This window comes from Pseudoalteromonas sp. NCCP-2140 (assembly GCF_023708065.1).
Taxonomy (GTDB): domain Bacteria; phylum Pseudomonadota; class Gammaproteobacteria; order Enterobacterales; family Alteromonadaceae; genus Pseudoalteromonas.
Genome location: NZ_BRCZ01000001.1, coordinates 743,209 through 768,626, shown reverse-complemented (window position 1 = coordinate 768,626; position 25,418 = coordinate 743,209). Strand labels below are relative to the sequence as shown.

Here is a 25,418-nt window from a genome sequence, read left to right as displayed (position 1 = left end):
TTTAGGCGATAGTAATGCTTAACCTGGTTTTGATACTTTTTTTAATAATTTTTGTTGTGTGTTACTGGCGCTGGGACGATATCCGTAATCACTTTTGGCAGAAAAAATACCTTAATAATTCCCTCAATGTTCAGCAAAAAAATCTGCTGTTAAAATATATGCCTATCTACCGAAAGATGACGGATGCCGATCGTGAAAAGCTGGAGCGTCACATCGTTTGGTTTTTAAATGAAAAACGCTTTATTGGTTGTGATGGTCTTAAGCTTATTGATGCAATGAAGCTGATTGTAGCGGCAGATGCCTGTGTTTTAGTGCTTAATAAACCGTGGCCATTGTATCGCAATGTAAAAGAGATCCTTTTATACCCAAGCGCGTATTATGCCCCGCAAACTTCTCGTGATAATGCTGGGCTTGTCAGTTATCACAATACCGTGCGTCAAGGTGAATCATGGCCGGGTGGAACCTTGGTATTGAGTTGGCATGATGTCCTTGAGGGGAACCGCTTACCAAGTGATGGTCATAATTTGGTATTTCATGAATTTGCCCATCAGCTCGACCAAGAAACCGGTAAAACCACGGGTACACCACTGCTTTCGAGTAACGAAGACTACCAAAAGTGGGCAAAAGTATTTAGCCGCGCGTTTAATCAACTCAAAACCCATTTAGCTTATGGCATGCCGCATGTTATTCATAGCTATGGCGCGACCAATGAGGCAGAGTTTTTTGCTGTTATCACCGAAACCTTCTTAGAAAAACCCGCTGAACTCAGACAATTTGACCCAGAAATTTATCATTTACTGGTTGGCTTTTATCAGTTTGATCCGATTGCGTGGCATTAGTCGACTATTTACGTCTGTTTAACACGAATCACTGGAATCTTGCTATGCTATTTGGTGCAATCTTAAAAGTGTGCATATAAGCAAAACAATAAAAAGTGAGATTTCAATGAAGAAAATGCTTCATACAGCGCTCGCTGTATCTATTTCACTTGCTCTAACTGGGCAAGTGGCAGCAGCTGAGCAATCAAATGACGACAAGTGGCAGGTGGACGCACCAAAAGGCCAATTCCTAGACGCTAAAATTAGTGTTGAGCAGGGCACGTGGATGAACGTAGATATTAGCCCTGATGGTAAAACAGTGGTGTTTGACCTACTCGGCGATATTTATACCATGCCAATGTCAGGTGGCACAGCAACGCAATTAACCAGTGATATTGCATGGCAAATGCAACCACGCTTTAGCCCTGATGGTAAGCACATTGCGTTTACTTCAGACCAAGGAGGTGGCGACAATATTTGGGTTATGGATTTAAATGGTGAAAACCAAAAAGCCGTAACGAACGAAACATTTCGTTTGTTAAACAGCCCAGCTTGGAGCCCTGATGGTGACTACTTAGTTGCGCGTAAGCACTTTACAGCAAGCCGCTCTCTAGGGGCTGGTGAAGTATGGCTTTACCATAAAGCGGGTGGTAAAGGTGTACAGCTAACAGCACGTGAAAACGACCAAAAAGACTTAGGCGAGCCAATGTTCTCACCGGATGGTCGTTATGTTTATTTTTCTCATGATGCAACGCCGGGTAAAACATTCCATTACTCTAAAGATTCTGTAGCGGGTATTTATAAAATTAAACGCTATGACCGTGAAACCGGCGAGATTGAAACAATTATAGATGGTATGGGTGGGGCTATTCGACCAACACCTTCACCAGATGGTAAAAAGCTTGCGTATATCAAGCGCGATGATTTCCAAACAAGCTTGTACTTATACGATCTTCACACCGGTGAGCATACCAAGCTGTATGGCGAGCTTGAGCGTGATATGCAAGAGACATGGGCTATTCATGGTGTATACCCAACAATTGCTTGGACACCAGATAACGAACAGCTGGTCTTTTGGGCGGGTGGTACCATTCATAAGCTAGACGTGGATGATAAGTCTGTCTCGACTATTCCGTTTAAAGTGGAGACCAATAAGCAAATTCAAAAAGCCGTGCGTTTTACACAAAACATTGATAGCGATAATTTTGATGTGAAAATGCTGCGTAATGTACAAATTTCACCGGATGGTGAAACGGCTATATTTGAAGCGCTAGGTCATATTTATAAACGTGATTTAGAGTCTGGCAAAGTAAAGCGCCTGACTAAGCAAGACGACCACTTTGAATTATTCCCGCAGTTCTCTCGTGATGGTAAGAAGATTGTTTACACCACATGGGATGATAACGAACAGGGCTCAGTACGTATTGTATCTGCGCGCAGTGGCCGTGGCGATACCATTACTAAAGAGCCGGGTAAATATGTAGAGCCAACTTTCAGCCCTGATGGCAAAACAGTTGTTTACCGTAAAGCGTCTGGCGGCAGTATCCTTAACCCAACATGGTCATTAGAGCCAGGCATTTACTCAGTAAGTGCTAAAGGCGGTAAAGCGACGCTAATCACTAAATCAGGATATCAGCCGCAATTTGGTGCAGCGAATGACCGTATTTATGTGATGAGCCCTTGGCCGAAACCAACATTAAGTGTTGTTGAGCTTGAATCAAAGCAAGTTCGTAAACTTTACGAATCAGAACATGCTACAGAGTTTAGAGTATCACCAGATGGCCAATACTTAGCGTTTGCAGAGCGTTTTAAAGTATTTGTAACGCCATTTGTTGAGCGTGGCAAAACCATTAATATTGGCCCGAAAGATAGCCAATTCCCAATTGAGCAGCTTTCTGTTCGCGCGGGTGAAAACATCAGCTGGAGTGGCACAAGCGATAAACTTTATTGGAGCTTAGGCCCAGAGTTATATCATGCAAGCCTAGCGGGTTTATTTGAGATTAACCAAAATGCAGAGACTGACTTTAAAGTTAAAAGCGGCGACAACATCGGTTTTACAAAAACCATGGCTGAGCCTAAATCAGTATTCGCGTTAACTGGTGCGCGTATTATCACCATGAACGGTGAGCAGGTCATTGAAAACGGCGTTATTGTTACTGATGGTAAGCATATTAAAGCGGTTGGCAGTAAAGACAGTGTTGCTATTCCTAAAGGTGCAGAAGTAATTGATGTAACTGGCAAGACGATTATGCCGGGTATTGTTGATGCGCATGCGCACGGCTCGCAAGGCAGCGATGAGATCATTCCACAGCAAAACTGGAAGAACTTAGCTGGCTTAGCGTTAGGTGTGACAACGATTCACGATCCATCAAACGACACCACAGAGATTTTTGCTGCAAGCGAAATGCAAAAAGCAGGCATGATTGTCGGCCCTCGTATTTTCTCAACGGGTACCATTTTATATGGTGCAAATATGCCAGGTTATACATCGCATATTGACTCGTTAGAAGATGCTAAATTCCATCTTGAGCGTTTAAAGAAAGTAGGTGCGTTTAGTGTTAAATCATATAACCAACCTCGTCGTGAACAGCGCCAGCAAGTTATTGAAGCAGGCCGTGAGCTTGAAATGATGGTTGTGCCAGAGGGCGGTTCATTACTGCAGCACAACTTAACTATGGTAGTTGATGGTCATACGGGTATTGAACACTCAATTCCTGTTGCTAATATTTACGATGATATTCGCCAGCTTTGGTCTCAAAGCGATGTGGGTTATACGCCGACACTGGGTGTAGCTTACGGTGGTATTTGGGGTGAAAATTATTGGTACGACAAGACGGATGTGTGGAATCACCCACGCTTAAGTAAGTTTGTACCAAAGAATCAGCTTTTACCTCGCTCAATGCGTCGTGTTAAGGCGCCCGATCATCACTATAACCACTTTAACAATGCCCGTGTTGCTAAAGAGCTGCAAGACTTGGGTGTTTTAGTAAACCTTGGTGCTCACGGTCAACGTGAAGGTTTAGCGGCGCACTGGGAAATTTGGATGTTTGCGCAAGGTGGTATGACACCACTTGAAGCAATTCGTGCAGCAACCTTAGATCCTGCTAAATACATTGGCCTTGATAACAATATCGGTTCTCTTGAGCCGGGTAAACTTGCCGATTTAATTGTTATTGACGGTAACCCGCTAACTAACATTCGTGATACAGATAAAATCGATTACACCATGATCAATGGTCGTCTATTTGATGCTGCAACCATGAACGAAGTGGGTGAGAAAAAACGCGAAAAGTTATATTTTGAAAAAATCTAACTTAGCGGAAATCTAAACTGAAAGCGGCCATTGTGCCGCTTTTTTATTGTTTATTTATTGCTTTAAATGAGGAAACTGTTTAATTCCTACTAGTTTTGCTTGGCAGATCATGCCCTCTACAAGCGTCATCAAATAGTGGCTGTGCGAGTCTAGCTGCGAGCTTTCCATGTTTTCACACGCTGATAGACGCTGTTTAATTAACTGTTGTACTGCCATTTTATGCTCTTTGCAGGCTTGATTTATCGGGCTTGCAGGATCAGCAAACTCAGCAGCGGTGTTAATAAATAAACAGCCATTAAAATCACCTAACTCAGTCACCTCAGAATTAAACCAAGCTTCATGGCAGCTGATCAAAGCTACTTTAAATTCTTCAACAGTAGTGAGCTTGCTGGTGGCATGCGTTAACCAATTTAAAAACCTGTTATGTCGCTCACTAAGGCACGCTAATAATAACTCATCTTTACTTGCGAAATGATGGTACATGGTTTTTTTGGCGACACCCGCCACATTAATAATTTCGTTTATTCCCACACTATGAATGCCTTTTTGATAAAAAAGTGACAGGGCGGTCAAAATAATATGTGTTCGTTTATCCATATTAAGGTCTCATTAGGTGACTAAAGATAGCTTGACAGAAGTAGACCGACTTGTCTACCATTTGCGGGTAGACAAGTCGGTCTACCTTTTGGAGGTTTTATGGAGTATAAAGTAAGCAAGGCGGCCATTGCGGGTATTTTTGCTTGTATGGCAATTTTTGTATTGGCCTATTTACAGCAATTAGGAAGTTATGGTGTGTGGTTAATGGCCCCATTTGGAGCAACTGCGGTGCTGGTATTTGGTGTGCCACACAGTCCTTTAGCTAAAGCGAAGAATGTTATTGGTGGGCACCTTTTAACTGCACTAATCGGCGTTGTATTTGTAAATTATGTCGGTGTAGGGCCTGTTGAAATTGCTATAGCTACAGGGTTGGCAATTAGCCTAATGATGATGACGGACACAGTACATCCAGCGGCAGGCGCAAACCCAATTTTGATAATGCAATCTATGCAAAGCTGGGACTTTTTAGTGATGCCTGTATTGATTGGAACCGTATTTATTGTGTTGTTTGGCTATTTAAGCCAATGGGTTATAACTAGCCAAATGAACAGCCATAAAAAAACCGCTAACGAGTAGCGGTTTTTAAAATTGCTAAGTGTAATTTGATTACACAACACCACGCGGTAAACGACAATCGTGGTCTTTTTCAGCTAGGTTAACAATCCAAAGCTCTTCAGCTTTGTAACCATCATCGTTTGCTGTAACAACAGTGAACGATGCTTTCTTAGCTGTTTTAGCCGGTGCAGCGGTTTTAGTTTTGGTTTTTTTCGCTGGTGCTTTAGGTGCTTCTTCTGCTTTAGGCTCAGCTGTTTTACCAGAAGTGAGCTCTTCAGTCAGCGCTGCAACATCAGCAAGGCGCATATTTTTGCCACCGTCGATGCTATACCAACCAGGTTTTGTTGTGATTTCAGGTTTCTTACCATTCGCTGCTTCGTATGCTGCTTCGAAGGCATTTAACACTTCTGTTTTGTCTAGTTTGCTCATCAGAGACCCTATACGTTGTAAACACAGATTAAGAATATATATTTATACCTATTTTCAGCTTACTTTTCAATTTTTTGCGATTTTCCTTCCATTTTTCACTCATAAACGCCAAAATTTGCACAAAATAGAGGGTTGAAGGACGATTTTTATATGCAACGAAAACAATTTACTCAATTATTAAACGACATTCTTAAACCTGATTCTATCGCTGACTTTTGCCCAAATGGCTTACAAGTTGAAGGTGCGAGCGACGTAAAAAAGATAGTGACGGGTGTCACAGCTAGCCAAGCATTGATTGATGCTGCTATTGCAGAAAATGCAGATACTATTTTGGTACATCACGGCTATTTCTGGAAAGGGGAATCGCAGCCAATCACGGGCATGAAAAAGCGCCGTATTGCAGCGCTTTTAAATAATGATATTAACTTATATGGCTATCATTTACCGCTAGATATACACCCTGAAATTGGTAATAACGCGCAACTGGCTAAGTTACTCGATATTGAGTTCACAGGTGGGCTTGAATCTGGTCCAAATAGTGTGCCGGTAAAAGGCCGTTTAAAAACACCTTTAAGTGGTGAAGAATTTAGCGCCAAAATAACCCAAGTTCTTAATCGTGCACCATTAACTAGTTTGGTAAGAAAAGAGAAAATCGAAACCATCGCTTGGTGCACAGGTGGCGGACAAGGGTATATTGATTTAGCGGCTGCTCAAGGAATTGATGCTTATCTTACAGGTGAAGCCTCTGAGCAAACGATTCATAGTTCACGCGAGCAAGGTATCGACTTTTTTGCAGCTGGTCACCATGCTACTGAGCGTTATGGCATTAAAGCCTTAGGCGAGCTTTTAGCTGAGCAGCACGGTTTTGATGTAACGTTTATCGATATCGACAATCCAGTCTGATTGTTCTACAGCGCTTCTGGATCAATCCAGCGGCGCACACTCACCCAAGCACTGCCAATTTTCTCATGAGCGACTCTGGTCACTGCAACAAGTACTGCAATGTTAGGTATAAACTGTTTGTACGTTGGATACTGACTAAAATCTTGAAAGTCGGTTGCCGCTGGGATCACATCAATGCCTTGTGCATTAAATAAGTCTTTCGCTCGCGGCATGTGGCTCGCTGAGGTGACTAAGGCATTTTTTTTATCGACTAAATAAATGGCAAGTCGTTTCGCTTCTTCTGCGGTATCCATAGCGAGGGAGTTTTGTTTAATTCTCGTTGCAGAAATACCTAACGCTTTTGCCGTTTCAAACATGAGCTGGCTATTGGTAGTATTGGCAAAACCGCCTCCTGATACATAGAGGGTGGCATTTGGGTAGTGGTGGGCAAGCTTAACACCTTCAAGTAATCGAGCAAGCGCGCAATCGCCTAACTGGTGGTTTGCTTGTAGGCGCGAGTTGGGCATTATAGAGCAGCCAAGTACCACAATGTTATCGAGTTTAGGCTGTTTCGCTTGGTTAAATTGCCAGGCTGGGTTATTGCTTGCAGCTATCAGTGATTGACCAATAAATGGCGTGCTTATCAGCATTAAAATTAAAATACTAACAAAGCCAAAATAGAGTGCTTTGCGTTTATGTGTAATGGCTAAAAATACCATCATTAAAGTAAGCAGCCCGAGCAACGGCAGGGGCATTAATAATGAGCCAATGATCTTTTTAATTTCAAACATGTATCAATATTATTGTCTGTAACAGATGCAGCTATGTTAGTTATTTTGCCTTGCTTTAGCGACCGTTATTTTGCTTACATGTATTTAAAAAGTGGCGATAAACTGGGTTATCTTTCATATTCTTTTTCATCGCTAAATACATAGGGCGAGTAAGACCTAGTGCACCTAACGGAATAGACTTAATGAGCCCCTGGCTTTCATAAGGGGTGACTAGCCAGTCTGGTAATGCTGCAACGCCCATACCTGCACTCACTAATTGAAATATCAATAAGCCTTGGTCAACCGTTTTAAGCGTGCCATCAAAGCGTGCATTTTGAATAAAATGTTTAAAGATGTCTTGGCGCTCACGGGGAATAGGGTACGAAATAATTGTTTCGTTTTTTAAATCAAGGGCGGTGACATAGGCTTTTTTTGCCAACTCATGATCCGGTGCAACGATTAGTTTTAATTTAAAATCAAACAGGTGAGCATACTCAAGTTGATCGGGTTCACGAATATCAGAAGTCAGCACTAGATCTAATTCATCATTAATTAAATCTGGAATGGCGTCGTAACTAAAGCCGCGCTCGTAATCAATTTTAATATCAGGCCAAAAATTATTAAATTCTTTTATGGTTGGGAGCAACCAATGAAAGCAGGCATGACACTCAACGCTTAAACGTAAATTTGAGATTGGCTGGTTAAGGCTTTCTTTTAACCGACATTTTGTTGCCTCAACACGAGGTAATACTTCATTAGCAAGTTCAAGAAGTAGCATACCTTGCGGAGTAAAACGCACAGGCTGTGTTTTACGTTCGAACAGCTGGCAATCTAACTTATTCTCGAGATCTTTAATTTGATGCGATAAAGCCGATTGAGTTAAAAACAACTCACGGGCGGTATTGACCAAAGAGCCTGTTTCTTTAAGGGTCGCTATGGTTTTTAGGTGCTTTATATCAATCATCTTTAAAAAATCTCATGGAAAATGTGAGTATAACTCAGATTACGAACATACTACGCCTTAGAATTTAATTTTTCAACGTCTAGACGTCTAAAACCTGAAGTTATTTTAACTGCTTTTTTACAATACGCCTTTTTATAAATAATTGACAGCGTTGTCATAGGATTTTTTTGTAGTTTAACTATGAAATTCCATGAATTTACCTCAAGTTGAAACTTGCAGTTTAAATCGTGATACAGCTTGCGATTAGTAATTTGATATTTAATTAAAATTACTGAGAGTAGGGTTTAGTTGTTTGCTAAGATATTATTTTTTAAGGTGTTATTATCTTCTATTAGGTGTAACGTGATTTTTTAAAGGAATGCTTGTGATACGTACCGTACTTTTACTCTGTGCATGCTGGGTGTTGCCTGTTTGCGCTGGCACTATTTACAGCCAGTTTCCAACAGAGATTGACCCGCATGGTCACTATGTTTTTTATTCACATGGTTTTATCGTCGAAGGGACAAACCCTAAGCCTGTTCACAAAACCTTTGGTGTTTATGACTTTATTGCAGTAAAAGAAGCACTGACAGATGAGAGCTATCATTTAATTGCCTATCACAGGCCAAAAGGTACTGAGCCATTTACGTTTGCGAAAAAACTCGCTGCAGATGTTGAAGCATTGATCAGTGCCGGTGTTGCTGAGTCAAACATTAGTTTGATTGGTTTTTCACGGGGCGGGGCATTATCGATACTGGCAGTCAATGAACTTAAACGCACACATATCAACTTAATTATATTGGCAGGTTGCGCAGGCCTTATAAAAAATCACACATCAGTTAAGGCTTATGGCAAGGTGTATTCTATCTTTGAGCGCTCAGATCAGGTTGGCTCTTGCCAATTTTTAATCGATAGAAGTGACGTAACTAAGTTTGAAGAAATAAGCATTAATACAGGGCTCTCCCATGGCGCATTTTATAAACCAAAAGATGAGTGGCTGTTACCAATTAAGAAGTGGTTAAAGGATTAACTATGCCTTATTTACTGTTAGTTATTGTGATCAGTATTTTGGGCGTGAGCGATGTAAGCCATGCTGAGCCGTTTACTTTGCCACGTACTAATACTGTGTTACTTAAAGATAAACATACCAAAAACGAATACCCCATTACGATTAAGTTGCCACGCAGCTACCAAAAGCAAAACCAGAAGCGCTACCCAGTTGTTTACCTGTTAGATGCAAACTACAGTTTGCCAATTACCTCTGGTGCTAGTCGCTTTATGATGAATTCGGGGACTATAGAAGAGGTAATTATCGTTGCAGTAGGATATCAAAAAGGTGTATCTGGACTTAATAGCCGTATTTATGACTATACGCCATTTGAAGATAAAAATTGGCAGCGTAAAACTGGCGGAGCAAGTCAGTATCTAAACTACCTAAAACATACTGTATTGCCTTATATTGAGGCCGACTTCAGAACAACCCAAAAAAGTACGTTAGTCGGTAACTCACTTGGCGGTTTATTTGCGGCTTATACCTTATTCACTGAGCCTTCGCTTTTTTCAAATTATATTATCGGCAGTCCTTCAGTGTGGTTTAAAGAAAACTCAATATTAGCTATGGCTGTAAAACCAGCTGCCAACACAACAAAAGTTTACATCGCAGTGGGAGAACTTGAAGAAAGCGAAGGCGAAAAAATGGTGTCGGGCGCAAGGCAATTAGCAGCTAAAATTACTAAACAAAGCGGCGCGCTGGTTACGACAAATTTATTTGTTATTCCTCAGGCACGCCATGCAACGGCATTCCCAACAACGATTACCCAAGCCTTAGACTGGATTTACCAGGTTAATGATAACTAAAGAGCGTGACACTTTTTATATTTTTTGCCGCTACCACAAGGGCACTCGTCGTTACGGCCAATTTTAATATCTGCAACTGGCGTTATATCACCATCTAGGTAACGCCATAGGCCATCTTCTTTAATAAAACGCGACTTCTCGTGTAACTCACAATACAAGCTTTGATAAAAGTAATTAGCTTTAAATTCTACAAAACCTTCTTGCTCGTTATGTTCAGTATCTAAAACACTTAGCTTGGTAAAACGGCAGCTATTAGCAAAATCTTTAATTTCGCGAACAGGGTTCGCGGCTTGCTGGCTTTGTGCATAAGTACTAAATACATATTTTGCATCTTTTAGCGCGTATGCACTAAAACGAGAACGCATAAGTTGCTCTGGGGTATCAGCTTGGCTTGCACCGGTATGAAAAGGCTGGCAGCAAAGCTCGTAAGTCGATTCGCTGCCACAAGGACAAAGGGAGTGTGTGAGTGATGTCATAACAACTTACCTAAAACTATAAATTGTTATTTTAACAAGCCTATTGTGGCTGCGGTACTAAATTGTTTAATTGAGCGCTTTTTGTAAAACAATAAAATTTAGCAGATGCATGCTCAAGGTTTAAGTTCATCGAATCAAGTTGATGATTGTTTACAATATCTGTCCATGTGATCACAGCAGCAAAATTACCGTTATGTAATGCTGAACTAAGAACATACTCAAGATTAACTAAATGTTTTTGTCTGATCACAAGTAGTTTGCTGGTATCAATCGAACACGAATCTAGTAAAGCTTTACTAGGAACATGATCAGGAGCAATTAATAGTGTCCATGCATTTTGGCTATTGTAATGATGCAATACTTTTAATAGCTCAAAAGTTGCTGAAATTTCGTCTTCAATCTGAATTAAATTAACAGACGCTTTATCGTTATCTTGTTGGTAGCTTTTAACTGTTCTTAAGGTAATTGGCTGTAACATAACTTTCACTCACTGGTTGTTTATACAGTATGTGTATACAGTAGTTTATACAGTGTTTTTGCGCAAGTACTTTTTTGCTATTTTTTAACCAATGATTCAGTTTTATTTTAGTCAAAATAATTTAATTGTTATTAAACAGTGGTTTATGGTTTTATTTTGAAGGTTGGAAAAGGTGAAAAATTTACCAGTAAAGATATACAGTATTTTATACAGTACTGTGTAAACTGTTAAATTTTGATTCTATACAGGTGTTTTGCATAAAAAAGCCGGCATAATACCGGCTCTTTATCTTTGCAATTTTGCTACTTATCTAAGTAGGTATTTAAGAACTCAAGGTATGCATTTGAGGCTTTTATGCGGTTTTCTTTTTTAGTAAAACCATGGCCTTCATCATCGAATAATACATATTCAACAGGCACACCATTTGCCTTTACAGCGGCAACAAGTTCATCGCTTTCAACTTGTAAAACGCGTGGGTCGTTAGCACCTTGGATCACCATTAATGGCTTGGTGATGTTTTTAGCATGAAATAGTGGCGAAATGGCACGGTGACGTTCACCGTCTGTCGCTGGGTCGCCCATTTCATCATACAGTGCCTTTTTAAAGCTTTCCCACCATGGTGGAATCGAGTTTAAGGTTCTAACCCAGTTTGTTACACCAAATATATTAATGCCTACTTTGAACTCTTCAGGTTCAAAGGCAAGTGCTGCGGCGGTCATAAAGCCACCATAGCTGCCCCCCATGATGCCAATTTTATCAGCATCAACCCAATCTAGGCTTTGCAGGTGTTTTTTACCGTAAACAATATCTTGTAAATCGTCAGTGCCGTGTTTTTTATCATCTAAATGAAAGAAGGTTTTACCATAGCCTGAGCTGCCACGGTTATTAACTGCAAAAATGGCATAACCATGATTGACTAGATGCTGTTGCATTGCACTATATCCTGTGCGACTTTGTCCGCCAGGACCGCCGTGCACCCAAACTAAAGCTGGTACTTTGTTGTTGCTATTAGCTTGCTTAGGCTTATATAAAACCCCAGGGATCTCTAAACCATCAAAACTTTTAAAGCGCACAATTGTGCTTTCAACCAAGTCATTTTGATCAATTGCATCACTTAATGTGTTGGTTAATTGTTTAGCTTTTGATTCACCGAGTTGCCAAACAAATAGGTTACTTGGCGAGGTATCTGAATTTAAATAAAACGCCATGGTCTTTTCATCAGCTGAAAAGTTCACACCACGTAAATTACCAGCTGGCAGCGATGGCATGGCAATACCTTTACCGGTGGTGGTATCAATTATCGACACTTTAGTGCTTGCGTCAGCATTAACACCGCTTACTTGATAACGGCCAGATTTAGAGAAGTAAATAAAGCTCACATCCCACTCATCTTTGAGGGCTGGGCTGTGCTCGCCAGTCGTTAAGTCATAGCGCCACACTTCTGCAAATTCACCTTTGGCATCGGTTGAGTAATACAATGATTTACTGTCTCTTGAGAAGGTTTCGGGGCCATATTTAGCGTCATCGTCATGACGGGTAATGAGCTCTGGTTTCAGTGTTTTTTTACGCGTATCGAGAATAAACACATCACTGTCTTTGTTCGAATTGTTTTTCGATAAAGCAATAAAGCGACCGTCAGGGCTGATCGCACCAACATCTAGCCCCATAGTATTTTGATAAACAGGCGTTACTTCATAGCTGTTAGCATCAACACGATATAGGTCCATAAACTTAGCATCACGCTGATTGCTGGTTATAAAAAAGTGTTTACCGTCTTCTGTGAAGCCTGCAAATCCTGCACGGGTTTCTTCACCTGGCGTAAGATCTTTAACTGTGCCATCTGTTTCGCGAACGTAGATGTGATAACGCTCGTTACCGCCTGAGTCTTTAGTAAATAGTACGCGCTCATCTTTAGGGAAATAAGCCACAGCATAAGTACTGTCTTCAAAGTCTGTTAAGCGGGTTTTTTTGGCGGTTTTTATATCTACTTCATAAAGGCTATAAATGCCGCTTTCGTCACTGCTAACGAGTATTTTGTCGCCTTTCGGTGAAAAGCTGCTGCCCATAATTGAGGTTGTATCAAAAAAGGTTTCAGCATCATACTGTTTAACAGTTTGGCTTTGTTGCACGCTTTCGGTGCTACTTGTTGATGGGGTTGATTGAGAACATCCTGCAAGCGCAAGGCTAAGCGCGCATGCAACGGCAGCTAGTTGAAAACTCGGTTTCATTGTAATTATTCCTTGTTAATTTTTCGTTATCAAGTGTTGCCTGTTCATAATCTAAACGCAAGTTTTACCACTTCGATATTTGTTACAAATCATGTAAATAAATAGGGACATGAGTGTGCTACTATTTTTTCATTATTAAAGGAATAAACATGATTGAAATTAACAACCTCAATAAGCGCTTTGCTTCAGCCCACGTTTTTGAAAACTACAGTAAACTATTACAAAGTAAACGAGTTTGTTTACAGGCAGCGAATGGCAAAGGAAAAACAACATTACTGATGATGCTAGCTGGCCTTGAAAAGCCACAATCAGGGCAGGTTTTATATAATAATGAAACATTAAAGTCGCCGCAAAACGATGTTTCAATTGCTAGCGACCGTATTGCTCTGCCAGATTTTTTAACCGCGCGACAAGTTATTGAACTTAGTTGCAAGGCGTTAAAGAAAGATATGTCTGAGCAACTCATTACTGGATTTAACTTTACAGAGCACCTTAATACTCGTTTTAGTGCTTTGTCGAGTGGTAACCAAAAGAAATGCCAGCTTATCACTGCTTTTTTAAAGCAAGCTCCATTTTTGCTATTAGATGAACCGAGTGCAGCACTTGATCAAACAAGTATTCAATTTTTGCTGACCTTACTTGATGGCTACTTAGATGATAAACCTAATGGGCAAGTCATCATTACAAGCCACGAACCTGAGGTGTTTATACAGCATGGTTTTGAGTGTACAGCATTATGATTGAATCTCTTGCTAGCTACGTGTCATTCCTTTCTTATAGATACCTAGCATATACAACCACTCTCAAAAGCATGCTATCTCAGTTAAAGAGTTTTAGCTTGCTGTTCGCTCTGGTACTAGGCCCTGCATTTCTTGGTATGGTTTTACTTTTGTTTTTAGGTCTTGGGAAAATAGTCGATAGCCATGCAGAACCCGCTTACGGTGCAAAAATAGCTGTGGTTTATCTTTTACTTGAATCGGTGATGTTATGGGCCATGGCATCAGCCATTAAAAATTCGCAAAATAGGGCGTTTCAGCGAAGCCTTTATAAATCCTTTTGGCGAGTATCTGCTGACTGCAAGTTACTACTTTTAAGTAATGCTTGGCTCATTGCCAGTTTATTAATCGCAATAGATCTATCGTTAAAGCAGTGGCTACAAGTACCTCATTTTATGCTGTTTATGTTGTTGCAGTGGCTATGTGGAGTATTTGTTCTTTATAGACCGCGTACACTTTTTTATAGTTTATTGCTCAGTTCTGTCTTGGTATTACTGCCCGTTAGTTTATCACCGCTGCAATATTATCTAGGTTTTGTTGCTATTTTCGGCTGTTCGATTTTACTCCCACCTGTAAGAATAAGTCATAAATTAAAAGTACACTCGCTTGCTTTATTTTGGCTTAGTTACTTTATACAGCACAGCTGGAACTTAATATGGCGTGCGGCAATACTGGTTGCATGTTTGTTTGCTTTATTACAACTAATTGCAGTGCGTAATGACTTTAGTGACTTGATACTGGCTTTGGCTTTTTCTGTATGCGTGTTGCTTACGAGCTCGCTGCAGTTCGATTGCTTGGCTGTTTTTAAAAAATATCGGCTGTTCTTTCAAAGCAATAACCAAGATAAGCCGTTTTATAGAAGCCAGTTTTTACCGAGCTTTATATTTTTTGTTGTGGCTTTAATTGTCGTTATAAGCATGCTTGGCACTAACTTGATTTACATCCCCATAGGGGCAGTATGGTGTGTATTGCAGCAATATTTAGCGCAAAAAAAACCAGCGCAATTTGCGCTGGTTTGGTTTTTCATAACAATTGGAATTGTTTTGCTAGCTTAAGCAGCGTCGGCTTTTTTATCGCTCTCGCCGCGGGCAACATTACCTGCAACTAAGTCTGCTGGGTCAAAGTCGTCAACGTTAATAACGTCAAGACGGGCTTTTTCAACAGCAGCTAGTTTGTCGGCTTCAGCTTGGCTTAAAATGCCTGCTTCTAGGCCCATTTGCGCTACTTTATCAAGTTGGAAGAAAGGCAGTTTTACGCCTTTTTCACGGCATACCTTGTCAAACAGAGGCTCAACTTCAAGAATGTCTTTAAGCGTTTGCTCTTGACGACCAACAAGGTTAAGTGGCTCGTTTTTAAGGTAAATGTAGTTAGCTAAACGGTTACGAGTTTCGCTTGGTACTTGTAATAAGTGTGCAAGTTTGTGCTCAAGCTTATCAGTAGGCTTACGTACTGGACGACCGAATGGGAATAACATGATTTTTAGCATCGCACGTAGTGGTGCAGATGGCATGTTATTGATTAAGTCAGCGAGTGCACGTTGGCAGTGGTAAAGGTGATCTTGGCAGCTCCATTGAACAAGCGCAAAATCTTCTTTTTTACGGCCTTCGTCGTTGTAACGTTTAAGTGTTGCAGATACAAGGTATAAGTAGCTTAGTAAGTCACCTAAACGTGCAGAGATACGCTCTTTACGTTTTAATGAACCACCAAATACCGCCATGCTGATATCTGACATTAATGCTAATGATGCACTGAAACGTGACGCAACACGATAAAACTCAGCTGTTTCGTCTTTGTACGGTGTACTTGTGAAGCGAGCATTTGTTAATGCTAACCACTTAGTACGAACAAGGTTCGAAATAGTAAAGCCAACGTGACCCATTAATGCTTTATCGAATACTGCTAGCGCTTCTTCGCGGTCTTCAATAGCACAAGCACCTAGCTCAGTTAACACGAATGGATGACAACGAATTGCACCTTGACCATAAATGATCATGTTACGCGTTAAGATGTTTGCACCTTCAACGGTAATTGCAATTGGCGCACCTTGGTAACCGCGACCTAAGTAGTTGTTTGGACCAAGCATGATGCCTTTACCACCATGAACATCCATGCCGTGAATAGTCGCTTCACGCATTTGCTCAGTTAAGTGGTATTTGATAATCGCAGAGACAACCGATGGTTTTTCACCAAGGTCAACAGCCCCTGTAGACATGCTAACTGCGGCATCAGAGCTATATGCGTAACCTGCAAGTTTTGCCATTGATTCTTCAACGCCTTCCATTTGACCAATAGGTAAACGGAATTGACGGCGAATACGGCTGTAAGAGCCTGTTGCAAGCGCAATTGTTTTAATGCCACCTGTTGAGTTAGACGGCAATGTGATTGCACGACCAACAGATAAACATTCAACAAGCATACGCCAGCCTTGGCCGGCCATTTTCGGGCCACCAATGATGTAATCAAGTGGTACGAAGATGTCTTTACCGCGAGTAGGACCATTTTGGAATGGAACGTTTAGCGGGAAGTGACGACGGCCAATTTCGACCCCTGGAGTATCTGTAGGGATCAGCGCACAGGTAATACCAGGCTCTTTGTCATCACCTAGTAAACCGTCAGGATCTTGTAGTTTAAATGCAAGACCAAGCACAGTCGCAACTGGAGCAAGAGTAATGTAACGTTTGTTCCACGTTAGGCTAATACCAACAACTTCTTCGCCGTTCCATTGATCTTTACAAACAACACCGTAATCAGGAATTGCACTTGCGTCAGAACCAGCTTCTGGTGATGTTAAAGCAAAACATGGGATCTCTTGACCACTTGCTAAGCGTGGTAAGTAATGATCTTTTTGTTCTTTAGTACCATAGTGCTGAAGCAATTCGCCCGGACCTAATGAGTTAGGTACACCTACGATAGAAGAAAGTAGCGTCGATTTACTGGTTAGCTTTTGCAGTACACATGATTGTGCATAAGCAGAAAACTCTAAACCGCCAAATTCTTTTTTGATGATCATGGCAAAGAATTTATTATCTTTTAGATATTGCCAAACATCTTGCGGTAAATCAGTTAGTTCGTGAGTTGCGTGCCAGTCATCTAGCATGCTACACACTTCTTCAACTGGACCATCAATAAACGCTTGCTCTTCGATAGTCAGTTTAGGTGCTGGGTATTGGTGTAATTTGTTCCAGTCAGGACGACCACAAAATAGATCCGCTTCCCACCACGTAGTACCGGCATCGATTGCTGATTTTTCAGTATCCGACATAGTCGGGGTTACTTTTTTGAAAGCAGCGAAGATAGGTTTAATGATGTATTGTTGACGAACGCCAGTCACAGAAAGTGGCACAGCGATAAGTAAGAATAGTAGCCAACTAATTGCGCCAAACGCGCCAGCAAATGTGCCAACAAGTAAAGTCGCAACGGCAATACCTAAGCAGGTATTCCAGCTTGCTCTGTGGTAACTCGCAATACTAAGCAGCACGAGTAAACCAAGTAAAAATATGAGAGTCATTGATTATTCCTTAATAGAGGTCAGACCACCTCTTTTAGAGTAGCGCTAGAAAAGCGAATTATCAAGAGGGGAACAAGGATTAAAACGGCTTGTTTGGTGAGTTTTATTATTTTAAAAATGGCTATCAGTGCAAAAACATTTACAGCAGATGAAGAATTGTTGAGTAATTACTTATAATCAGCACCGTGACGGCAGCGATTAGTTGTGAATTGCTCAGATAGTTCTGAAAATCTCAGCATAGCAGTTGCCATCCTTTGCGGTATGTTTAACAATGAGCGCAGGCAGGGATCAGCCCATCATGCCTTCCTTCGATTAGTTTTATAGGTTAAGAGTTCTATGTGTGAGTTGCTTGGCATGTCGGCCAACGTACCAACGGATATTTGTTTCAGTTTTTCAGGATTATTAGAACGCGGTGGTAATACTGGTCCGCATAAAGATGGCTGGGGCATCACTTTTTATGAAGGTAAAGGCTGTCGAACATTTAAAGATCCAGAGCCAAGTTGCCAATCAGAAATTGCCAAACTCGTAAAAGCTTACCCAATAAAAAGTATTTCGGTGATAAGCCATATTCGCCAAGGTAATCGTGGTCGAGTGTGCCTTGAAAATACCCACCCATTTACTCGCGAGTTATGGGGACGCGAAATTACGTATGCTCACAACGGGCAATTATCAAATTATCATGATTTAAAACCAGATTACTATCGACCTGTTGGCAATACCGACAGTGAGCTGGCGTTTTGCTGGCTGCTCGATAAAATTCGCGAAAAATACCCAAAGCGTCCATCAAATATGGCGTCTGTATTTCGCTATGCTGCTAAGCTTGCTCACACATTGCGTGAAAAAGGCGTATTTAATATGCTACTTACCGATGGTGTTTTCGTTTTAGCTTATTGCACCAATAATCTACATTGGATCACACGCCGTGCGCCGTTTGGCAAAGCGACATTAATTGATGCTGATATGGTGGTTGATTTTCAAAAAGAAACCACACCGAACGACGTGGTTACTGTGATTGCAACAAGGCCACTCACCAATGATGAACGTTGGCAGAAAATGGAGCCAGGTGAGTTTGCACTTTTTAAAATGGGCGAAAAGATTTAAATAAAAGATGAAGCGCTACTCAGGCGCTTCATTACTCACTTCATTATTTGTTACGGCGACTGGCGTGGTCACGGTAAATGAATTAAGTTGCACTTCAAATTGCTCTACGCCTTTTTCACCTTTCCACATACGAACTAGCATGTAGTCCATTTCTGGGGCAAACCAAGCGAGTGCTTGACGCTTGTCGTTATCGTATAAACGTTTTACTTTAATCGCTTCTACATTGCCGATGGGCAATGAAATCATTTCTGTGCCGACAACTTCAAAGTTGTAGTTACGTAAATTGCCTTTTTTATCAACCAGTGGGTAAGATAATTGCGTTTTACCTTGTTTTAGCTCTTCGCGAACTTGCACTTGATAAGACAGTGAATCTTGAAATTCATCTGACCAATCCAGCTTCAATGGATATTTACTTTGGCTGCTTTGAACTTGTTTTTGCGTGGCATCAAATTTCAAGCTGTATTCTTTATCAGGCCCTGTGCCTGAGCGCTCCATGGTGTAACTCATTGGAGAAATTTTCTGATCGTGATAAGTAAACATGGATGTTTCTTTTCGTGAGTCCGAAAAAATCATCCATTCGATTTCACTGTGATAGGTGATCACGTAGTTACCGTCAGCGGCTTTTTTCAGCTCGCGTACTGCTTTACCATGGGTTTCGCCTTTACGAAGTACATCGTATTTGGCTTGGTATTGAGTGAGGTCGCCAGCTAAAACACTGGTAGGAAGTAATAAAGTGCCCACACAAGCGAGTAGGGCACTTAGATTTTTATTCTGGGTAGTGCGCGCCGTGTGCAGGAAGTTTCTTTTCGTCAAAAACTGCATAATCTGCTTCCATCTTGAGTCGTTGTTCACTGAACCACTTGACCACCAATGGATAGATTATATGTTCTTGCTGATGAACACGTTGTGCGAGTGTCTCTGCGGTATCGTTTTCGAGTACCGGCACTTTGGCTTGAAGAACAACGGGGCCGCCGTCTAGCTCTTCTGTGACAAAGTGAACACTAACACCATGAACGTCATCTTTTGCATCTATCGCTCGTTGGTGGGTATTCAGCCCTTGGTACTTAGGCAACAAAGAAGGGTGAATGTTCAACATTTTTCCCTTAAATTTTTGCACTAAGCTAGGTGTAAGAATACGCATAAAACCAGCTAATACAACTAGATTTGGTTCAAAATTGTCAATAATGTCCATTAACTCAGCATCATAGGCCTCGCGCGAGTCAAAATCTTTATGGCTAAGTACACGTGTTTGTATACCTGCATTTTTTGCTCGCTCAAGGCCATAGGCGTCGGCTTTATTACTAATTACAGCGGCGATTTCGGCCTTAATCTCACCACGCGCACACGCGTCGATGATGGCTTGAAGGTTTGAACCGCTACCAGAAATTAATACAACAAGACGACAAGGGGTCATTAGTCACGACCACCTAAAATTTCTACTTGCTCTTCGCCTGCTTTCGCATCTTGGATCTCACCAATATGCCATGCATTTTCGCCAAGATCTTTAAGGATTGTTAAGCTTTGCTCAAGTTTGTCAGCTGGAACAACTAAAACCATGCCTACACCACAGTTGAATGTACGGTACATTTCGTGTGTTGTGATGTTGCCGTTTTCTTGTAACCAGTTGAAAACAACAGGCCATTCCCAGCTATCACCTTTGATTACTGCTTTTGCAGATTCAGGAAGTACGCGCGGGATGTTTTCCCAGAAACCACCACCCGTGATGTGAGATAACGCGTGAACGTCAACCTGCTTGAATAGCTCAAGTAGTTGTTTAACGTAGATACGAGTTGGCTCTAAAAGGTGATCGCCTAGTGTTTTGCCTTCAAGCTCTGCGCTTGTGTCTGCGCCAGATACTTCAAGAACTTTACGAATTAATGAGAAGCCGTTTGAGTGAGGACCACTTGATGCAAGGGCGATTAATTGGTCGCCTGCAGCAACTTTAGTACCGTCGATAATTTTTGATTTTTCTACAACACCAGTACAGAAACCAGCCATGTCGTAGTCTTCGCCGTCGTACATACCTGGCATTTCAGCAGTTTCACCACCGATTAAAGCGCAGCCAGAAAGCTCACAGCCTTTACCAATACCTGTTACAACATCAGCCGCAGTATCTACGTCTAATTTACCAGTTGCATAGTAATCAAGGAAAAATAGTGGCTCTGCACCTTGTACAATAAGGTCGTTTACACACATAGCAACAAGGTCGATACCCACTGTGTCGTGCTTTTTAAGATCGATTGCTAAACGTAGTTTTGTACCAACACCGTCTGTGCCAGCAACCAGTACAGGCTCTTTATAGCCAGTTGGTAGTTCGCAAAGTGCGCCAAAACCACCGATACCGCCCATTACTTCAGGACGTCTGGTTTTTTTAACTACGCCTTTAATACGCTCAACAAGTGCATTACCGGCATCGATATCTACGCCCGCGTCTTTATAGCTAAGAGACTGTTTTTGTTCGCTCACAGGTTTTCCTCAAAAAAGTTGCATGTGGGTTGCTTAGAAACGCGCGTATTTTACAACAATTGCACTGGCGCGGCTAGTTGAAAAATCACTTTAACCGACTTGACAAGGACAGTTGTCCGGTTTTTTGTTTTCAAGTTCCAAGGCAAAAGTATCAGGCAAATGAACTTTTAGCCTTGAAACTCGAAACTTCTCACTATTTGTTAAGCTTTCGCGGTTAAAATAGCGCGAAGAGGGGCAGGGTAACCTTCAATGGTTTTGCTGGTGTCATTTGGGTCTAAAAAGTCGACCAGTGATTCGTTTTCCATCCACTGGGTTTTACGTTGTTCTTCAAGCGTTGTGATTGCGCAGTCTTTAACTTGTACATCTTTAAAGCCAACGCGCTCCATCCATAGTTTTAATGCCGCGGTGCTTGGGATAAACCATACATTACGCATTTTCGCATAGCGGTCAGTTGGCACTAAAACTGTGTGCTCATCACCTTCAACAACCAGTGTTTCAAGGACTAACTCACCCCCTGGGCGAAGCTGTGCTTTTAATTGCGCTAAAAAGTCGATAGGCGAACGACGATGATATAAAACACCCATTGAAAATACCGTATCGAATGCTTTTAGCTCTGGCAGAGCTTCAACACCTAACGGCAATAAATGCACGTTTTCATCTTGGTGATAATGCTTTATCGCTTGGAATTGGCATAAGAACAAATCGGATGGATCAATGCCCACTACAAAATTAGCGCCTTCACCGCGCATGCGCCACAAGTGATAACCTGAGCCACAGCCAATATCAAGCACAGTGCGGCCTTTTAACGGTTCGATATGAGGCAGTAAACGATCCCATTTCCAATCACTGCGCCACTCAGTATCAATTTCGATACCGTGTAAGCTAAATGGCCCTTTACGCCATGGCATCATGCGCTTTAATAAATGCGTTAACTGTTTTTGCTGACCTTCAGATAGCTCATCACCGGTGCCAATTTGTACTTTATCCTGAAGATTCACATGGTTTGTGCTTACCTCAGGTAAGTTTTTCAGCACTTTTTGCCATTTAGGTAAATCACCGTGGCTGGCTTCTAGTTCCCAGTGCTTTAATTGACCTGGCAAAGTTTCGAGCCAGTGGCTAAGCGGGCTTTGTGCAATCGCAGCGTAAAATTGGTTAAACCATTGAGACATGAAATACTCTTTATATCGTTGTGATGATTACTTGATTGCAATCATCGAGCAGAAGTTAAAACATTGATACCACACTTGCGTTTGGCTAAAACCAATTTCACTTAATCGGTTTAAGTGGGTAGATAAATGATCAGGGCGCATGACATTTTCGATAGCCGTACGCTTTTGGCTGATCTCAAGCTCTGAATAGCCGTTGTGACGTTTAAAATCATGGTGTAAATCAATGAGCAAATTATCGCATTGCTCATTTTCACCTCTAACTTTTTCGCTCAGCAGCAAAACACCGCCTGGTTTTAAATTTGCGTAAATCTTTTCAAGCACCGCTTGGCGCTTTTCAGGTGGAATAAACTGTAGTGTAAAGTTCATTGCGACCACAGAGGCATTCTCGATAGCTAAATCGTTGATATCACCTAGTGTAACCGTGACCGGCACGTCAGAGCGAAAACCTTGTAAATGTAATTTACAGCGCTCAACCATCGCTTCTGAATTATCAACAGCAATGATATTACAGTTATCAGTGCGAATATTGCGGCGCATACTTAAAGTTACAGCACCAAGAGAACAGCCTAAGTCGTATAGGTTTGAATTGCTTTGCGCGTACTCGCCAGCCAACTTACCCATGGTGCTAACAATAGTTGCATAACCAGGCACCGAGCGCTGGATCATATCAGGGAAAACTTCTACTACATGTTGGTCAAAGCTAAAGTCTTTAACCGCTTGCTCAGTGGCATAAATACTGTCTTTTTGCGTCACTTGAACAGTCTCTTTAAAAAATAATACCGCTATTTTAGCATTTTTAACTGGATAGTCAGTGATAAATTCAGTAGCTTGGCTAGAATTATCAATAACAAGTACAAAAAAGAGAAGTTTAATGACAAAAAGCAAAGTGATCAGTACAGAAGATATCTTATCAACTCTGTGTCATTCAGTGACTGGAGTTTTGTCTTCAGCAAGCGGTAACAGTATTAGTTATTCTGCTATGGTTCAAAAAATCACCCGCACCTGTATGCGCCCAGATATTGGCTGTTTTGTATTGTTCGATGGTGGCTTTACCGGTCTTGTGGTAACAAACTTCACAGCGCAAGCAGCCATGGAAATTTACCATGACTATATGCGTAACATGGGTATGCCTGAGGACGAAATTGCACAAAGCCATTTATCAGATGATGTGGCAAACGTACTCGGCGAGCTGATGAACCAAATCGTTGGTGACTTTACGTCAAAAGTACGCGACCAGCTGCATACTTCTATCACGCAAAACCAACCTAAGATGATGGCGATTAACAAGCAGGTGCAAATCTCTGTTGATACCACCATGGATAGGCCACAAGCGCGCCGTGTGACTTTCACTACAGCGAAGCAAAATATCTTCTATCTAGAATTAGCCATGGATAAAACTGAATTTATCAAACTACATGACTTTGATATTTCAGAAGCCGTTGACCCAGATGACATCATCGAAAACGAAGCTAAACAAAAAGCTGAAAAGCAAAAAGCGTCATCACAAGCCGACGATGCAGATGATGATTTTATGGCAGAACTTGGTTTGTAACCCAACGACTTGAGCTGTCAGCCATCAGCTTTCAGCCGTCAGATAAAATAGAGGCGCGGTCTAGACCGCGCTTTTTTGTGTTTAAATTGTCTGTAAAGTCAATGTGGATTTGTGTATAGATTATAAACTACACATCCATATTTAATTTTTTAATTTCGCCAGAGCAACATAGGATCTTCAACTGAGGATAATTTAGTTAGTACTACCCAATCAGTTCCTTTCCCAAACGCATCTTTTACAAACCAATCCATACGGATGAAAATATCTTGGTAACCATCACGATTAAAGTCTGCACGTGCAACTTGAGTATAATGCACCTCTAAACCATCTACCTCTACCGAAATACTGTTTTCACGTGATGCTGCAACGAACGTAAGGCTTTTATCGTAAGAAGATAAACTACCAGTTCGCCCTTCTAAACTTTCGCCTCCTAAATTGGGAATCGCCGAAGCAGGAAGGTGCTTAATTGTTTCGTAGTCAAATAATTCAGGCCAGAAACTATAGGCAGTTTTTGGTGCGTTGAAGTATCTATTTGCCCCCACACAGTTGGCTTTAAGCCATTGCCAGCGGTCATACTCCCAGTCCACAACAATATCATCGCCGTTTTGAAGTACAAAAGAGCACCCTTTAGCAAAAAATAGCTTTTCATCAGTTCCTGTAAACTCAATATTGAATTTGATATCCTCCAAAGAGCCATTAGTCTCGATTTGTTGTTCAAATATCAACGGATTCAGCCAAGCAGTTTCAATGTTTTGCTGTTGTTTTGATGGTTGGTTGCTTGTAGAGCAAGCGCTTAACAAGGTAAAAATAACACTAACGTATATTCCTAAACGTAATAATTGCTGAGACATGCTTTTAACCTCTTAAGGTGTGATTGACTGTTTTTGGGCAGAAAGGAATAAGTTGCTGACATAGTTGTTTCGTGAACTTGAAATGCCAACCCTTTTACTCTCGGCTGCTGCAACAATCCAGTCTTCTTTCTTAATGGCGTTATTCATCTTTACATACTGCGTACGCAGCTTTGTTATTCCCAAATTAAAGACCATATCAAATAATGCTTTCTGTACTGAATAGGGCATTAAATCAAAGTTTTTAGCGAAGCCATTAGACGTGGTGTAATATTTAGTAAGTTCACTATAGAATTTTAAAATGTGTTTTTCTTTTTGCGCCACTATATCATGGTCTTTCATAATTAAAGTTGTATGCAATTTGTAAAAATTTGCATTGCGACTAAAGCCATAGGGTTGCTTTTTTATCAAGTCATACTCAGCTTGCTTCTCAGCTAATGAAGCTAACACAAGCGTGTTGTTTGAATTCTTTTTATACATGACAACTGATGCCATGGCTGCTTTGTTTGAAATTAGATGACCGATTCCCACAGTAACTAATCCTCTGGTATCAAGATACAAATGAGGAACTCGTCCTTCAAACTTCTCAGTATTTTTAATAACCTCTGTTTTTACGTTTGCATTTAATGGCATTAGATATTCCTTTCTTTAC

25 protein-coding genes are annotated in these 25,418 nt (G+C 41.2%); 10 read left to right on the top strand and 15 right to left on the bottom strand.

Annotated elements, in window-relative coordinates:
• The first annotated feature begins 14 nt into the window (after positions 1-14).
• A complete protein-coding gene (locus NFU46_RS03590; protein ID WP_251599807.1) occupies positions 15-839 on the top strand; it encodes a M90 family metallopeptidase in 825 nt (274 codons plus the stop codon).
• Between the two features lie 106 nt (positions 840-945).
• Positions 946-4,131 (top strand): amidohydrolase family protein, encoded by a 3,186-nt coding sequence (locus NFU46_RS03585; protein WP_251599804.1) that lies wholly within the window; start codon positions 946-948, stop codon positions 4,129-4,131.
• A gap of 54 nt (positions 4,132-4,185) precedes the next feature.
• Here the strand turns inward: NFU46_RS03585 and NFU46_RS03580 are convergent, their stop codons facing one another.
• Positions 4,186-4,728: a TetR/AcrR family transcriptional regulator gene (locus tag NFU46_RS03580; protein ID WP_251599778.1), complete on the bottom strand. Its 543-nt coding sequence runs from the start codon at positions 4,726-4,728 to the stop codon at positions 4,186-4,188.
• Between the two features lie 99 nt (positions 4,729-4,827).
• On the opposite strand from NFU46_RS03580, the gene NFU46_RS03575 reads away from it, so the two are divergent.
• Positions 4,828-5,304, top strand: coding sequence for an HPP family protein (locus tag NFU46_RS03575; protein ID WP_251599776.1), 477 nt, complete (start codon positions 4,828-4,830; stop codon positions 5,302-5,304).
• 30 nt (positions 5,305-5,334) lie between these two features.
• On the opposite strand, the gene NFU46_RS03570 is transcribed toward NFU46_RS03575, so the two are convergent.
• Positions 5,335-5,712 (bottom strand): hypothetical protein, encoded by a 378-nt coding sequence (locus NFU46_RS03570; RefSeq protein ID WP_054561783.1) that lies wholly within the window; start codon positions 5,710-5,712, stop codon positions 5,335-5,337.
• A gap of 150 nt (positions 5,713-5,862) precedes the next feature.
• On the opposite strand from NFU46_RS03570, the gene NFU46_RS03565 reads away from it, so the two are divergent.
• Positions 5,863-6,615 (top strand): Nif3-like dinuclear metal center hexameric protein, encoded by a 753-nt coding sequence (locus tag NFU46_RS03565; RefSeq protein WP_251599774.1) that lies wholly within the window; start codon positions 5,863-5,865, stop codon positions 6,613-6,615.
• A 5-nt stretch (positions 6,616-6,620) separates the two neighbouring features.
• Here the strand turns inward: NFU46_RS03565 and NFU46_RS03560 are convergent, their stop codons facing one another.
• The gene (locus NFU46_RS03560) at positions 6,621-7,385 is read right to left on the bottom strand and encodes a YdcF family protein (RefSeq protein ID WP_251599771.1); all 765 of its coding nucleotides are present in this window, start codon (positions 7,383-7,385) and stop codon (positions 6,621-6,623) included.
• A gap of 55 nt (positions 7,386-7,440) precedes the next feature.
• Positions 7,441-8,328, bottom strand: a complete 888-nt coding sequence (locus NFU46_RS03555) for a LysR substrate-binding domain-containing protein (RefSeq protein ID WP_054551603.1) — start codon at positions 8,326-8,328, stop codon at positions 7,441-7,443.
• A 364-nt stretch (positions 8,329-8,692) separates the two neighbouring features.
• Between NFU46_RS03555 and NFU46_RS03550 the strand changes: the two genes are divergently transcribed.
• Together NFU46_RS03550 and NFU46_RS03545 are read left to right on the top strand one after the other, a co-directional pair.
• Entirely contained in the window at positions 8,693-9,337 is a 645-nt protein-coding gene (locus tag NFU46_RS03550; protein WP_251599768.1) for an alpha/beta hydrolase, read from the top strand.
• Positions 9,338-9,339: 2 nt separating this feature from the next.
• Positions 9,340-10,164 (top strand): alpha/beta hydrolase, encoded by an 825-nt coding sequence (locus NFU46_RS03545; protein ID WP_251599765.1) that lies wholly within the window; start codon positions 9,340-9,342, stop codon positions 10,162-10,164.
• Here NFU46_RS03545 and NFU46_RS03540 read toward each other — a convergent pair.
• The 3 genes from NFU46_RS03540 to NFU46_RS03530 form a co-directional block, all read right to left on the bottom strand.
• The gene (locus NFU46_RS03540) at positions 10,161-10,640 is read right to left on the bottom strand and encodes a YchJ family protein (protein WP_175082156.1); all 480 of its coding nucleotides are present in this window, start codon (positions 10,638-10,640) and stop codon (positions 10,161-10,163) included. The genes NFU46_RS03545 and NFU46_RS03540 overlap by 4 nt on opposite strands.
• Positions 10,641-10,680: 40 nt before the next feature.
• Positions 10,681-11,118, bottom strand: a complete 438-nt coding sequence (locus NFU46_RS03535; RefSeq protein ID WP_251599762.1) for a SulA-like leucine-rich domain-containing protein — start codon at positions 11,116-11,118, stop codon at positions 10,681-10,683.
• Positions 11,119-11,420: 302 nt separating this feature from the next.
• Positions 11,421-13,346: a S9 family peptidase gene (locus NFU46_RS03530; protein ID WP_175079039.1), complete on the bottom strand. Its 1,926-nt coding sequence runs from the start codon at positions 13,344-13,346 to the stop codon at positions 11,421-11,423.
• Positions 13,347-13,495: 149 nt separating this feature from the next.
• On the opposite strand from NFU46_RS03530, the gene NFU46_RS03525 reads away from it, so the two are divergent.
• A complete protein-coding gene (locus NFU46_RS03525) occupies positions 13,496-14,086 on the top strand; it encodes an ATP-binding cassette domain-containing protein (RefSeq protein ID WP_251599759.1) in 591 nt (196 codons plus the stop codon).
• Entirely contained in the window at positions 14,083-15,177 is a 1,095-nt protein-coding gene (locus tag NFU46_RS03520; RefSeq protein WP_251599756.1) for a DUF6136 family protein, read from the top strand. Before NFU46_RS03525 ends, NFU46_RS03520 begins: the two co-directional genes overlap by 4 nt.
• On the opposite strand, the gene fadE is transcribed toward NFU46_RS03520, so the two are convergent.
• On the bottom strand, positions 15,174-17,630 hold the full coding sequence (gene fadE / locus NFU46_RS03515) for an acyl-CoA dehydrogenase FadE (protein WP_251599753.1): 2,457 nt from the start codon (positions 17,628-17,630) through the stop codon (positions 15,174-15,176). The genes NFU46_RS03520 and fadE overlap by 4 nt on opposite strands.
• Before the next feature lie 336 nt (positions 17,631-17,966).
• On the opposite strand from fadE, the gene NFU46_RS03510 reads away from it, so the two are divergent.
• A complete protein-coding gene (locus NFU46_RS03510; protein ID WP_054561775.1) occupies positions 17,967-18,731 on the top strand; it encodes a class II glutamine amidotransferase in 765 nt (254 codons plus the stop codon).
• A gap of 15 nt (positions 18,732-18,746) precedes the next feature.
• Here the strand turns inward: NFU46_RS03510 and NFU46_RS03505 are convergent, their stop codons facing one another.
• The 5 genes from NFU46_RS03505 to cmoA all read right to left on the bottom strand — a co-directional run bounded on the left by NFU46_RS03505 (position 18,747) and on the right by cmoA (position 23,119).
• The gene (locus NFU46_RS03505; protein ID WP_405030587.1) at positions 18,747-19,553 is read right to left on the bottom strand and encodes a DUF3108 domain-containing protein; all 807 of its coding nucleotides are present in this window, start codon (positions 19,551-19,553) and stop codon (positions 18,747-18,749) included.
• The gene (gene purN / locus NFU46_RS03500; protein ID WP_054551594.1) at positions 19,498-20,145 is read right to left on the bottom strand and encodes a phosphoribosylglycinamide formyltransferase; all 648 of its coding nucleotides are present in this window, start codon (positions 20,143-20,145) and stop codon (positions 19,498-19,500) included. Before purN ends, NFU46_RS03505 begins: the two co-directional genes overlap by 56 nt.
• A complete protein-coding gene (gene purM, locus NFU46_RS03495) occupies positions 20,145-21,197 on the bottom strand; it encodes a phosphoribosylformylglycinamidine cyclo-ligase (protein WP_054551593.1) in 1,053 nt (350 codons plus the stop codon). Before purM ends, purN begins: the two co-directional genes overlap by 1 nt.
• Positions 21,198-21,397: 200 nt before the next feature.
• The gene (cmoB, locus tag NFU46_RS03490; RefSeq protein ID WP_054551592.1) at positions 21,398-22,366 is read right to left on the bottom strand and encodes a tRNA 5-methoxyuridine(34)/uridine 5-oxyacetic acid(34) synthase CmoB; all 969 of its coding nucleotides are present in this window, start codon (positions 22,364-22,366) and stop codon (positions 21,398-21,400) included.
• Between the two features lie 27 nt (positions 22,367-22,393).
• On the bottom strand, positions 22,394-23,119 hold the full coding sequence (cmoA, locus tag NFU46_RS03485; RefSeq protein ID WP_130167068.1) for a carboxy-S-adenosyl-L-methionine synthase CmoA: 726 nt from the start codon (positions 23,117-23,119) through the stop codon (positions 22,394-22,396).
• 118 nt (positions 23,120-23,237) lie between these two features.
• Between cmoA and NFU46_RS03480 the strand changes: the two genes are divergently transcribed.
• A complete protein-coding gene (locus NFU46_RS03480) occupies positions 23,238-23,918 on the top strand; it encodes a DUF3334 family protein (RefSeq protein ID WP_054561772.1) in 681 nt (226 codons plus the stop codon).
• 149 nt (positions 23,919-24,067) lie between these two features.
• Here NFU46_RS03480 and NFU46_RS03475 read toward each other — a convergent pair whose 3' ends face one another.
• Complete coding sequence (locus NFU46_RS03475) at positions 24,068-24,769, bottom strand: hypothetical protein (protein WP_251599749.1); 702 nt, start codon at positions 24,767-24,769, stop codon at positions 24,068-24,070.
• A gap of 12 nt (positions 24,770-24,781) precedes the next feature.
• The gene (locus tag NFU46_RS03470) at positions 24,782-25,399 is read right to left on the bottom strand and encodes a hypothetical protein (protein WP_251599746.1); all 618 of its coding nucleotides are present in this window, start codon (positions 25,397-25,399) and stop codon (positions 24,782-24,784) included.
• Positions 25,400-25,418: the final 19 nt, after the last annotated feature.